The sequence below is a fragment of the Microvirga arabica genome (assembly GCF_016811235.1).
Lineage (GTDB): Bacteria > Pseudomonadota > Alphaproteobacteria > Rhizobiales > Beijerinckiaceae > Microvirga > Microvirga arabica.
Genome location: NZ_JAFBID010000003.1, coordinates 91,378 through 103,537, shown reverse-complemented (window position 1 = coordinate 103,537; position 12,160 = coordinate 91,378). Strand labels below are relative to the sequence as shown.

General features: G+C 57.4%; 15 protein-coding genes. 8 read left to right on the top strand and 7 right to left on the bottom strand.

The features are described from left to right. The first annotated feature begins 437 nt into the window (after positions 1-437). Together JQC81_RS02750 and JQC81_RS02745 are read left to right on the top strand one after the other, a co-directional pair. A complete protein-coding gene (locus JQC81_RS02750; protein WP_203270185.1) occupies positions 438-1,097 on the top strand; it encodes a hypothetical protein in 660 nt (219 codons plus the stop codon). 462 nt (positions 1,098-1,559) lie between these two features. Next, the gene (locus JQC81_RS02745) at positions 1,560-2,057 is read left to right on the top strand and encodes a hypothetical protein (protein WP_203270184.1); all 498 of its coding nucleotides are present in this window, start codon (positions 1,560-1,562) and stop codon (positions 2,055-2,057) included. 622 nt (positions 2,058-2,679) lie between these two features. Here the strand turns inward: JQC81_RS02745 and JQC81_RS02740 are convergent. Both JQC81_RS02740 and JQC81_RS02735 read right to left on the bottom strand, forming a co-directional pair. Further along, positions 2,680-3,546 (bottom strand): Crp/Fnr family transcriptional regulator, encoded by an 867-nt coding sequence (locus JQC81_RS02740; RefSeq protein ID WP_246520174.1) that lies wholly within the window; start codon positions 3,544-3,546, stop codon positions 2,680-2,682. Further along, on the bottom strand, positions 3,503-3,907 hold the full coding sequence (locus JQC81_RS02735; RefSeq protein ID WP_203270183.1) for a response regulator: 405 nt from the start codon (positions 3,905-3,907) through the stop codon (positions 3,503-3,505). Before JQC81_RS02735 ends, JQC81_RS02740 begins: the two co-directional genes overlap by 44 nt. 277 nt (positions 3,908-4,184) lie before the next feature. On the opposite strand from JQC81_RS02735, the gene JQC81_RS02730 reads away from it, so the two are divergent. Both JQC81_RS02730 and JQC81_RS02725 read left to right on the top strand, forming a co-directional pair. After that, a complete protein-coding gene (locus tag JQC81_RS02730) occupies positions 4,185-4,895 on the top strand; it encodes a Crp/Fnr family transcriptional regulator (protein WP_203270182.1) in 711 nt (236 codons plus the stop codon). A 2-nt stretch (positions 4,896-4,897) separates the two neighbouring features. After that, complete coding sequence (locus JQC81_RS02725; protein WP_203270181.1) at positions 4,898-5,140, top strand: DUF6894 family protein; 243 nt, start codon at positions 4,898-4,900, stop codon at positions 5,138-5,140. 81 nt (positions 5,141-5,221) lie between these two features. On the opposite strand, the gene JQC81_RS02720 is transcribed toward JQC81_RS02725, so the two are convergent. Next, positions 5,222-5,497, bottom strand: coding sequence for a hypothetical protein (locus tag JQC81_RS02720; protein ID WP_203270180.1), 276 nt, complete (start codon positions 5,495-5,497; stop codon positions 5,222-5,224). A 269-nt stretch (positions 5,498-5,766) separates the two neighbouring features. On the opposite strand from JQC81_RS02720, the gene JQC81_RS02715 reads away from it, so the two are divergent. Further along, positions 5,767-6,396, top strand: a complete 630-nt coding sequence (locus JQC81_RS02715) for a recombinase family protein (RefSeq protein ID WP_203270179.1) — start codon at positions 5,767-5,769, stop codon at positions 6,394-6,396. Between the two features lie 35 nt (positions 6,397-6,431). On the opposite strand, the gene JQC81_RS02710 is transcribed toward JQC81_RS02715, so the two are convergent. From JQC81_RS02710 to JQC81_RS02700, 3 genes are all read right to left on the bottom strand, one after another. Continuing rightward, the gene (locus JQC81_RS02710) at positions 6,432-6,842 is read right to left on the bottom strand and encodes a hypothetical protein (RefSeq protein WP_203270178.1); all 411 of its coding nucleotides are present in this window, start codon (positions 6,840-6,842) and stop codon (positions 6,432-6,434) included. A 166-nt stretch (positions 6,843-7,008) separates the two neighbouring features. After that, positions 7,009-7,446: a hypothetical protein gene (locus JQC81_RS02705; protein ID WP_203270177.1), complete on the bottom strand. Its 438-nt coding sequence runs from the start codon at positions 7,444-7,446 to the stop codon at positions 7,009-7,011. Between the two features lie 59 nt (positions 7,447-7,505). Further along, positions 7,506-7,868 (bottom strand): hypothetical protein, encoded by a 363-nt coding sequence (locus tag JQC81_RS02700; protein ID WP_203270176.1) that lies wholly within the window; start codon positions 7,866-7,868, stop codon positions 7,506-7,508. A gap of 12 nt (positions 7,869-7,880) precedes the next feature. On the opposite strand from JQC81_RS02700, the gene JQC81_RS02695 reads away from it, so the two are divergent. Then, entirely contained in the window at positions 7,881-8,234 is a 354-nt protein-coding gene (locus tag JQC81_RS02695; protein ID WP_203270175.1) for a DUF6626 family protein, read from the top strand. A gap of 164 nt (positions 8,235-8,398) precedes the next feature. On the opposite strand, the gene JQC81_RS02690 is transcribed toward JQC81_RS02695, so the two are convergent. Next, positions 8,399-10,135 (bottom strand): recombinase family protein, encoded by a 1,737-nt coding sequence (locus tag JQC81_RS02690; protein ID WP_203270174.1) that lies wholly within the window; start codon positions 10,133-10,135, stop codon positions 8,399-8,401. Position 10,136: 1 nt separating this feature from the next. Here JQC81_RS02690 and JQC81_RS02685 point away from each other — a divergent pair, with 1 nt between their 5' ends. Continuing rightward, a complete protein-coding gene (locus JQC81_RS02685) occupies positions 10,137-11,009 on the top strand; it encodes a hypothetical protein (RefSeq protein ID WP_203270173.1) in 873 nt (290 codons plus the stop codon). 285 nt (positions 11,010-11,294) lie between these two features. Then, complete coding sequence (locus tag JQC81_RS02680) at positions 11,295-12,146, top strand: SDR family NAD(P)-dependent oxidoreductase (protein WP_203270172.1); 852 nt, start codon at positions 11,295-11,297, stop codon at positions 12,144-12,146. Positions 12,147-12,160 lie beyond the last annotated feature (14 nt).

Below are 12,160 nucleotides of genomic sequence, written 5' to 3'. Positions count from 1 at the left end.
TCGCGACGCAAGCCATCAATTGCGCGAATCAAAGGCACAGATCGGCTGATCTGACGCGACTTCAGAAGACTCTTCCGAGAATACCCGTTTTACAGGAATGCCGCACCGTACTGGGCGACCACAGGATCTCAATTGTGCGCCCAATGCGGTATACGATTTAACTCACCCGGTTCGTCAACGAAAAGATCAATTTAATCAAGGGTTTACAAGGGCGAGAGTCCGCTCCATGTTTCACAATTGCCCGATACAGGGTGATAGGAGCGTGCCGATGGCCTAGCCTTGAAACGAGAAGAGCCCCGAAGCCCGCCACAGGCTTCAGGGCTCTTGGACAGTCCATGTGAGGACCGCCTCTAGCAATCCGGATCTTCACACCCTGCCCTTACCCCGTCAAGACGGGGAACGTTCTCGCTTGGCCCAAAGGCACCCAAGAGGGTGCTATGACGTTGTTAGAACTGGAAGCTGCCATCTATGCCGCCACCCTGGACTCCAAGGTGCGGGAGATCATCTCCGCCTACGTTCAGCAGGAGCGGGACAAGAATGCCGAAAAACAGCGGCGGAACCGCGCCACAAGGGCTGCGGCCAAGGCTATCACAAGCCAGTCACCGGCACGTCACGGTGACTCGCCTCGTGCGCGTGGAGATTATAATAATTTTTCAAATCAAGATTTAGAGAAAGAAACCCTCCCTGCGGAATGGGAACCAAAAGATTTTCATATTGCCCTTTTGATTGAGGATGGCAGGGAAGCGTCTTACATCCAGAAGATTGCGCGGCTGTTCCGATGGTGGGTTGAGGAACAGGGGATCATGTCCAGTAATTGGGACGCCTTCTTCGGCTCCTACGTCGAGCGGCACTTGACTATGTCGGTGTTCCGGCACGCTGGCAGGGTCAAGGTTGGGCCAGAAGCGAACAAGGCTGCGGCAGTATCGGAGCCCATCAAGGGTTTGCCCGATGATGTTCTGGAATGTCTCGAAATCCTGGCCACTGGCGAAACCCGTCTGCCGAGACGGTTTTCGAAGCGAGCACGGACAGATGCCCACAAGCTTCATCACGTCCGTAGTGTTGCCCTAACGGCTAAAACTCAAACTTCGCCCAGGTGAAGCTGCCAAAGCGTGTAGGCTGCGGCGTGGCACCGGCTCAATCCTTGCCACCCTCAATGACCCTGAACCGCCGCATGGGTGGCGGTAGATCGGGTGGAGGCCGGTTGAAGATCAGGTCCACAAAGCAGGCATGGCATTTAGGGGGGTATTTGCCGGGTGGCCGTTCGCCAGGGCCTCTACGCCAAGGACAATCGGCAGCCAACCGGTCAAGCAAATCGTCAAGTGGGATCTCAGGGCCAAACTTTGCGGCCAGACGGGCAAGGCGATAAGCGCCTTGCCGGTTGCACAGATTGCACCCGATGCGGACGATCACCCATGGAAACTGGCTCAGACGATCCACCATGGCCGCGCCTAGCATAATGCGAACGAAACGAGAACAACTTCCCGTCAGTTCCAACCGTTATCCACACGGGCTGGCATCCCCCGAATCTTTGTGGTTCCTATGCTGCCAGGGGGAATTTAATGACAACTCACCGTACTATCCTCGCCTTCCTGGCGCTGGTCTTCACGGGTCTTAGTGGAGCAGCCTTTGCCCAAGACTGCGCCTTACCGAATCTTGAAGACGACCAAGCTCTTTGGGACCGCTATGAACAGTGTGTTCGGAAACAGCAGGAAGCACGCATCGGCAAATACTTCTGTTTCTACGAAAATGCGGTCGGCATTCAGCATCCGGTCGTCAACGGCACCCCTGACCTGACGCAGAGACCTTATGTTGGGAAGATTAACCCGAGTGAGGAAAAGTTCTTCATCGAGATCCAGGCCGCTCCCCCTCACTTGTGGAAGAAGTTTCGCATGGCCATGAAGGCCGAGATCCGACCACGCGTATCGTACTCAGAGGATACGATACGGTTCAACAGTCAGTATGCAGCCTTCGTCCTTTTCGATGATCTGCGCTTCACCGCGTTCGAGAGCGGGAAGAACCATTCCCTTGCACAAGGCCGTTGCGAGCGGATCAACTAGGCACCTGTAAATGTTTGGACGCTTGTACGCTTGGCTTCGGGACGAACATAACCGCGCTATCGCTGCTATGGGTGGCGCGGCAATCGTGACGCTCGTCGGCGGAGCATGGGCCATCTTCACTCACTTCGACTCAGGCTCGCAGCAAGCGGCTCCGGCTGCGGTCGAGCAACCCAAGGCGGTGCTTCATTCGCCACCCCAGCCACCACAGGCCCAGCCGCCTCAACTGCCGAACCAAGACCCTCCGGCCACCATCCACAGGTCCACACCAACTTTGACGATGACGGCTAACTATCGGATCTGCGTCACCAACGAACCGAAGAAATGCCCGCCGAATTCCAGCGTGGTTCTCCCCTGCGGAAGCTCCGTGCCGGATTGGGTCAACAGGGAATGCCAACGCTACGCTACCGCGCAGACCTCCACGACCATCCCAGGTGGAGTGTGCGGAACGCAGGTGATTGAGGTCACTTGCTCCGCAACCCGATAGGAATCTCGTTGAGAGATAACAACACCGCTGGATAAACTTAAGATTGCTCTTGGACGCTCACTAGGTATGCGCGTCACAGACATAAAGAAACTTGGGCGGTTTGATCCGGTGATCTCGCATTGGATTAAGAAGCTTAACCTATGCAGCAGGCGGCTGCTCTCTTCCGTTCCCATCGCTTGAAGAGACGAACAGATAGTCCGGGGTGAACTCGCCTACCTTCTGAAGCCGCTGCCAATCCAGCACGTTGATCGTGTTGTCGTTTGTGACAATCAGCCCGTCACTCCGAAGCTGCATAAGCACGCGATTAACATGGACGCTCGACAACCCCATTGCATCCGCTATCTCGGCCTGGGTCACTAGCCACTCGAAGCTCATGCCATCCGCCACCCGCCCGACTGCGTTCAGACGCACACCCATCTCGCACAGAAGATGGGCAAGGCGCTGGTAAGCCGAGCGCCGCCCGAGATTGGCAATCCACTCGCGGGCAATCGAGGCGTCAATGAGGGTTTCCTGCCAGAGGGCTTGGGCAAGGCGGGGATGGCGCTCTATGATCCTGCGTAAGGTCTGGTGCGGGATGATCCCCACCTTGGCTGGGGTCAGGGTTCCGACGCTGTGATCCATCCGCCCCATCACCAGCCCACATAGGTCGCACAGATCGCCTGTAATCTGGAAGCCTGTGATCTGGCGCTTACCCTCTGGCAAGAGTTTGTACCGGCACAGCACGCCATCGAGAATGAGATGACAGTCAGTGGGTTGTTCGCCCTCCCGAATAAGGTCTTCATCAGGGCGCAAATCTTTCGTGCGAACGACTGCCTCTCTCAGAACCTGCTTTTCCTCGTCAGAAAGCGGAGCAATTTGTTCAAGTTTCCGGATTAGTGTCTGTGGCATTGCGCCTCGCTTTCCGGCGCGATGGGCCGGATGTTTGCTCTGGTCTACAAAGGAAGGCGCTCGGCCCGCGCTGCTATTGTGCAGGGCTTGTGATTTGATCAGCGATAGCCGGTGCAATCCGCGCCATAGCCGCGAGGAGGTCTGAACGGGCGGTGGGCTTCTCAAGCCACGTCAGCCCACAAAGCTCAGGTGCAATGTCAGAGCCTTGTGGAAAGCCAGAATAGATGACGACAGGTACGCCCTGCCCAAGAAGTGCCGTCACAAGCTCGGTACAGGGGCCATCCCTGAGCTTGTAATCAATGATAGCGACATCGGGTCTATCGGCTTCGATCCAGGCAAGGGCCTCGCTGCACGACGGGAACGGCCCCGCAACGGCGATGCCGATGTCCTCCAAGGTGGCCTCAAGCCCCATGCCGATCAGCGCCTGATCCTCAGCAATTAAACAGCGAGGCTGGTGTGAACCTAAATTACACATCATGAATTGAAGCCGTGGTTAAGCTAGGATGTTATGCTACCCTGATAACCCATGTAATGGCGGTCGTGGAAAAGGGTCTGAAAACAGACATTGCTCGACCAAGGGCCTCCCTGAATTTCACGAGAAAGGTCATTCAACCGGACATTCTGTGGCTCATTCAGGTCTCGACCTTGTATTGGGCGCAGCCAAGGGCCATCTATTGCATATCGTCTGCCGATTTATTCGGGCGCAGGCGACCGAGAGACACGACAGTGCTCCCGCCCCAGCTTGGGAGCAGAGCATGTCTCAGCCTCAACAATCTGCTGTTCGCAATCGCCTGCTCAAGGCGCTCTCGCCCGACGACTTCGCCCTGCTTCAGCCGCAGCTTGAGCCGATGGACCTCACCCTGCGCCAGATGGTGATCGAGGCCGGTGAGCCGATCCAGCACGCCCACTTCATTGAGGAGGGCATAGTTTCACTCCTTGCGAAGATGCCCCATGACCGGATCGAAGTCGGGATGATGGGCCGCGAGGGCATGAGCAATGTTGCGGCTGCCTTCGGAGCGGAGCGCAGCCCGCACGCAATGATGTGTCAGGCTGATGGACAAGCCTTGCGGATCAGCGCGGATGATCTGCGATCAGCCGTGCAGCGGAGCCCGTCGCTGTCTGGTCTGCTTGGGCGCTATTTGTACTACCTGACAATCCAGACTGGCCAAACAGCCTTCGCCAACGCCAGCCTGAACGTGGAGGCGCGGCTGGCCCGCTGGGTGCTGATGACCCATGATCGCACGGATGGCTTTGAACTGACCCTGACCCATGACTTTCTCGCGACCATGCTCGGGGTTCGCCGTCCTGGGGTGACGACCGCCACCCATGTGCTGGAAGGAGCCGGGATGATCCGCACGGAGCGCGGGCGCATCATTGTGCTCAACCGGGAGAAGCTGGAAGAGTTGGCAGATGATGCCTACGGCATGGCCGAAGCCGAGTATGAACGCCTGATCCAACAGGCGTAACAATGCCGCGCTACTTCTTCAACGTCAGACGAGACGGGGTGCTGATCCCTGACCATGAAGGCGACGAGTTGCCTGACGTAGACGCGGCGCGAGAGCTTGGCGTTGAGACCGTGCGAGACATGCTACGGCTGCCGCATGTCTACGGTGAGATGCGTGAGTGGCAGAAGGATGAGTTCGTCATCACGGATGAGGAGGGTGCGACCGTGCTGGTCCTGCCGTTCTTGGGAGGGAGCGACGAAGACTGATACTATGCAGGCGCAGTGATCGTCCGTGGGGATGCCCCTCGCTGTGGTTCGACGCGGAGCAGCATTCCGCTCCAACAAAGCTTACCTGGGCGGATTTCGCACGACCTTGCCCATCAAGGTTTCTTCAACCCAGGTTCCGGCTTCGTTAGGCGTTCTGAACAAGGGAGCATTACTGACACTGCATTTGCCGAAGCCCGCTTCCAGATACCACCACCCACTATGCTCAGGGTCATGGTACTCGCCGTCGAGGCGGACGATCACGGCAGCAAGTTGGTCATCCGAAAGGATAAGGTTGCCCTCGCTGTCATGGCCATCAATGAGCACACGCATGGGCTGAAACGAGATGTTGTGGGGCATAGCCTTCGCCTTCCAAATTGGGGCGAGAGGTCAATTGCCAAGTCACCAGACACCCAGAAATGTACGATTTCGTACCATGAAGAATGCGAACAATCTTTATCATGGGTTGAACTTGGCAGTTCAATAAACGCCTTCTGCGGAAGCTGTCGTGGTTCAGTTCAAGCATGACGAAGCAAACCAGCCTTGTTCGGTTCATTTTCCGGAAGCTTGACCATTCAAAGTAAACTGGCTATATATAAACCATCCTAACTGAACCGATTGAGGCTTTTATGTTCGTTCGGGCTTATTTGCGCGCTTCTACATCCCAGCAAGACGCCACCCGCGCCCGCGAGCAAGTTGAAGCCTTCGCTGCGGAGCATGGCCTCACCATAGCTGCCACCTACATTGAGAATGAAAGCGGCGCGAAGCTTGCCCGTCCAGAATTGTTCCGGCTGCTTTCTGATGCGTTGCCGGGTGACATCCTTCTTTGCGAACAGGTTGACCGGCTGTCGCGCCTTACCGCTTCAGATTGGGAGAAACTGAAATCCGAGCTTGCCGCTCGTCAGGTACGGGTCGTGGCACTTGATCTTCCGACCTCTTGGATGATGCTGAATGCCAAAGCAAATGACTTCACCGCGCGCATGTTCGACGCCATCAATGGAATGATGCTGGATATGCTCGCTGCTGTGGCCAGGAAAGACTTTGAGGATAGAAAACATAGGACCGCACAGGGCCGGGAAAAGGCGAAGATGCTTGGGCTCTATCGCGGACGCAAGGAAAACACAGCCCGCAATAATGGCATTGCATCCATGCTCCGGGCCGGTACTTCGTGGTCTCAGATCCAGGCGGCGACTGGATGCAGCCGTGCCACTGTCGCTAAGATCGCCAAGCGCATCGAGGTTCCAGTGGACGCCAGATAATGGCGTGCTGGTTCGCAAGCTATCTCAGCAAGCCGTTACTTTTTCCAGTACGGCAAAAATGAGCGTGCGGTCTCCGCCTTGGCCTTGGCCTCCAATCCAAGGGACACACTTTGCTGTCGCTTGGCTTTGATCAATTTTCCGCGCTCCCGCTCCGTTTCGATTTTCTGTTGAAGAAGCTTGTTCTCCAACTTCTGCTCCTCCTTCTCAAGGGGATCGATTACTAGATCATCGAGATCGAAATCAGCCGCGCCCCAGCCAGATGCAAGCGCATTGAACTCTCCGCTGAGCAAGTCCATGTCACCATCATCGGTAGAGTACATAGTTTGAATAAGGTGGCTCCGGTCCTCAACCGGTGGAGAGCGATCAAAGGTTCTCTGAATGGCTTGGAGAAGATCTTGAGAAATTCGTTCTGGATCTAGGTAAGGGGCAATTTCCTTCATTCTCATTGGAAACTCACTGTTGAAGGTTTGATCTAGGTTTATCGGCATAGCTTCGCTTTGCGGGTCGCCGTTGCGTCCCGGTTGCGATTTCTCGTAATGTCGGACGAACCACTCCCGCGCGATGGTAAATGGCGGATGATGCGCCTCATCGGCGCGGGAGGACGGTCGGTCGTTAGTCGCGCAGGAAGTCGAGCGACCAGATCATCTCTTGGGCGTCCGACGATGGGTGCTGGCCCTTGAGCGCGTAGCCAGCGAAGACGTGTGGATCATCGACCAAAGCAAGCTTGTAAGATCCGCTTCGAACGATGCCGTTCCAGATTCCACCACGCTCTTCCGGAAACAGACGAGCGAACGGGATCAGGTGCTGCCGGTCTCTAACGCGCCACAGGCTATGAACGTGGATGTGACCTGTTTTAAGCCCCTCGAAAACAAAGACGGCCAGCGTGCGCTCGTCCCGTGGTTTTGCGTTGTAGCGGCATCCAAGCAGTTTTCGGTCCACCTTACGGTGGATCAGCTTCAGGTGCCTTTTAGCGACCGACAGGACGACGTTCCGGTTCCAACTCAACGTCAGGGCGTGAGTGAAGCCGAGATCCCGGCAATGATTCACCATCGCTTCCTTCCAACACTCGTTGAATGAAGGTTGGACGGTGGGAGTGCAGCTACATGCAGTCATAGTGGCACCGTCTGCATCCACTCGTTAATGGATCGGATACAGGCTGCTTCGTCTCCGATCAGGTTGGTGTCATCGATGTAGTAGTCCGTGATGACTGTATGTACGGCCACTGGCTCGTGCAGCCGCTCATCGCGCCACACGCTGCGGACGGCGAACGACCACCCATATTGCGGGTGCTCGAACACATGCCGCCAGCAGGTGGCATCAGTGGGGACGCCATAGCGGTTCCAAGACCGGCGAGTTGTAACGCACGCGCCTTCGATGACGCAGATGTAACTTTCCTGTGCGGGAGCTAAATAACGGGCAGCGACCCTCTGAATAATTAGTTGATTCGCGGACTCGATGACGTTGGTTTCCATGATAAACTCCAAGTGTCCGAAGAAAGCAGTGCAGATGGCTTCTTCACCAACTATTTAGCTTGGAGGTCCGAAATGCTGGGCATAGGCCTGGAAAATACATACCGGTCGCTGCGCGAGATGGGACTCGTGAAATCGCAGCGGGATTTCTGCCGTTTCCTCTCGCGTGGTCCCGGCTATCTCAAGGAGTTTCGGCGCGCGGGCCGGGATATGGTGAAGGTGTCGGCGGTGACAGTCGAAACCCTGCAATCACGGTTGTGCGCCATCAAGGCCCGCGTGCCTGCTCAGATTGCCGTCGAACTTGATGACATCCTTGAGGACATTGAGCGGGCTTGCCGAGTCGCTGATGTGATCGGACGTGGGCGCTAGGCCAGCCAAAACGCTTGAAACCGGCCATAGGAGGCTGCATCAGCGGCACGGCCCGACGCTTCCTTGCGAGCGTTCCTATCAAGCTGAACCTTGACCGCCAAATCACTCATGAAAAGCCCACCGTTTGGTGGATGCTTTAGCAGGGTTTCGGTGAACGAAAAAACTCAGGATAGGGTGATCAGCGGCTTCATCTTCTCCACCCGTTCTTCGTTTGCATCGTAGCCCAGGAAGGCTTCGATGGGCCGAATGCCTGCCACCATCCCCGGCAGCAGACTCACCCGCTGTTCAAAGGCATAGGTGAACTCACGCTTGAAGCCGGATTTCTTCTCCGACCGTCTGAACCGATAGGCCACCGCACCACCCATCAGGATCACATCAATGGTGCCCTCCCTGGCGTCGAACTGGATGGTGTCGATGAAAAGCTTGAGGGCCGAAGCCAGCTTAGCCCGAATAGCAACCACCTTGGTAGGATCTTCCTCTGTGGCCATCTGCTGACGGAGTTTCAGCACCATCGCTTCCACGTCCGCACGGTAGTCCTGTTGGGCCACGAGTTCTGCCCGACGGTCCTGCAACGATTTCAGGAGATCGTTGGCTAAGCCCATTTTCGCCCGCTGTTCGCGCACAACTTTTTGATAGTCGGCAATGGTTGGGTCATCCGGATCAAGGTCGGTCATCAGCCGGATGAGGTTGGAATTGCGTTTATCAAGCTGACCGATTGTTTCAGCACACCCGGCAAGCTCAACCTCTACTTTCCGAAGCTCCGCATCCGTCACAGGATTGGCGAAGAGTTCAGAAAGTTTGTACTCCCGAACGTGATCCAAGATCACATCTTCAACAGTCCGGTTGCGAAAGTAGCGTGCTCCTACTTCCTTACAGTTGATCCCGTTCTTGGTATTACTGCATTTCAAGTAGGTCTGGTTCCGGCTGTGGGTGATGAGCATCGGCCCCTGACAGTGGTTGCAATGGCCGATACCTTGGAACAGGTTTTCCCAGGTGTGCCCCTTCCGACCCTTTGACCGACCTTTCCGACGTGCGGCCTGTGCCCGAAGGAACAGGGCCTCATCAATCACTGCCGGATACCAGTTCTTGATGGGTGGTTGGTCGGACGGGAACTTCTTCGCACCCTCCCGGTGGAAGATATGGAGTTCACCCAGGACGCCACGATGTGTCAGGAGATCCAGCACGGACCCCGCGTGCCAGCCACGGGCCTCCTTCCCGGCACGAGGCTTGCCGTCGAGTTTCTTTGAGAATGGATCAACGCCACGTTCGTTGAGGATCTTGGCAATAGTGTAGCTGCCCATTCCATCGACGCACATTTGGAAGATCTCTTCCAAAATCTTCACCCGTTCGGGAATGCATTCGTAGGTCTGGCCATCCGACAGGAGCCGCAGCCACGCAGGGCAGAGGGCTTGCTTCTTACCCTTCTCACGCCGGGTCTTCCAATTTTCCTTCGTGAGGTCGGCCTTACGTCGGCTTTCCTCATGGGCGCGGCTCATAACGATCAAGCTGCCCATCAACTGCATGCCATCCTGTACGGAAATTTCGTCATAGATCCGTTCGTCTTGGATGGTGGCGACAATGATACCCTGCTTCAGGATTGCTAGGAAACCGGGGAGAGCTTCCACAACGGTGTCGCGGCTCAGACGGTCCAGCGACTCAACCAGAAGCCACGACCCACGCTTAATCCGACCGTCCTTTACCGCGTCCAGAAAGGCACCAAGTTGGCCGATTTCTCTGTTTTTGCCACGGAAGCCGGAAACACCAAGATCGTGGTAATTCCGGACGATAGTAAGCCCGTGTTTCTTGGCGAAATCGTCTGACCGTTTGGTTTGACGACGCAGGCTGTCGCCTTGCATTTGGGCGGGCGTTGAGAACCGCACATACGAATAGGCATCGGGCATAATGGCACCTCACGAAAGGGTTTTCTCGTGTAGCATAATCGCCGGGAAAAGGGACCATGAGGTCAAGCGCCTGCAGAAGGTGGCCGAGGAGCAGAACTACCGCCTCTCCAGCCTCGGAAACCGCTACGGCGAACTGGAGACCCAGCTCGAATCCACCCGCCAGCGCGCCTCCGAACTCGAGACCAAGCTCATGGCCGAGCAGGTGCTGCGCCAGCGCCTGGAAACGCAGATCGATTCCGAGCGCTCGGCCCACCAGACCGACCTCTCCTCGCTCGACATGAAGATCGAGGGTCTGACCTCGCGTCTCTCGGCCACCGACAAGATCCTGGCCCATACCCGCGATCAGCTGCGCGACAAGAACGAGGCCCTGCGCGGCGTCGAGCGCACCTTGAAAGAGACCACCATCGAGAAGAACACCCTCGACCGTCGCCTGGAGGCGACCCAGCAGGAGGTCGAGCGTCAGGTGGCCATGGTCAACGAGCTCCAGCGCTCGCGCATCGAGCTGCAGGAGCGCGTGGAGATGCTGGGCAAGGCCATCGCGGCCAAGGACTTCCAGATCGAAAGCTCCGACAACAAGGTGGCAAGCCTCTCCGAGCGCATCGACCAGCTCACCAAGCGTTTCGAGCAGGAGCGCAGCACGTTGGAAGCCGCCAACCGGCGCTTCACCGAAGAGCTGCAGAACGAGAAGGCCGAGCGCTCCCTCGTGCAGGGCGCCCTCGAAATCGCCCGCGAGAGCCGCACCAAGATCCAGAAGAAATACGTGGCCCTGCGCAAGAAGACGCGCCTCGACACGCAGGAGGACGACCCGACCCTCTTCGACGAGGAAGAGGTCGAGACTAATGTCCGACCGCTCAAGTCGCCGGACGCGGAATAAGCAAGCTACCTCCAAGGCCCCGCAGCGATGCGGGGCTTTTTTCTTTTGCGCTTTGCTCCCGATAAGAAGCACAGGTGCTTTCCCCGGCGAGCCGAAGGCGAGGGAAGGGGATCCACGGTCCGCACAGTGCCATGGATTCCCTTCTCCTCCGCTGCGCTCCGGTCGGGAATGACACGGCAGCTTTCATTGGATGCATGAGTGGCTCGATCTGGGTCCCTTGGCGAACCATTCGCAGCGCGCCACTTTGGGTCCATTGTCGGATCGAGAGCAAAGGACACCAAGCGAATGGCCCAGCATCCAGCACTCACTGCCAACCGCGTTGCCGTCATCACCGGGGCCGCCAGCGGCATCGGCTTTGCGGCCGCCAAGCGCTTTGCGGAACTCGGTATGAAAGTGTGCTTGGCCGATCTCCCAGGCGAGGCTCTCCAGCGAAGCGCTGAAGAGGTGGCGGGCGTCTCCGGATCGGCGGACAACGTTCTGGCCGTCGCAGCCGACGTGAGCCGGCGTGAGGATATCGAGCGCTTGAAGGACCAGGTTCTTTCGGCTTTCGGTGAGGTCGCCGTGCTGATGAACAATGCCGGCACCGAGGGCGGCGGGCAGATCTTTGGAGATCCGCAGCGCTGGCACGCCATTCTGGACACGAACCTCTGGGGCGTGATCAACGGCGTGCAGGCTTTTGCACCCGCCATGATCGCGCAGAAGAGCCCCTGCGCCATCATCAACACCGGGTCGAAGCAGGGCATCACCACACCGCCGGGCGACACGGCCTATAATGTGTCGAAGGCCGGCGTGAAGGTTTTCACGGAGGCGCTGGCGCATGAATTGCGCAACACGCCCGAGGCTCAAGTGACGGCACACCTGCTCATCCCGGGCTTCGTCTATACGGGTTTCACCAAGGCCAGAGGCGTAACGGAGAAACCCGCCGGCGCCTGGGCCCCGGAACAGGTGATCGATTTCCTGCTGCCGGCACTGGAGCGGGGCGACTTCTACGTGCTGTGCCCGGACAACGAGACCACACGCAACATGGACGAGAAGCGCATCCGCTGGGCCGCCGAGGATATCACCGAGAACCGTCCACCCCTGTCGCGCTGGCATCCGGACTACAAGGATGCCTTCGCCCAGGTGATGAAAGGCTGAGCGGGGGTGGATGC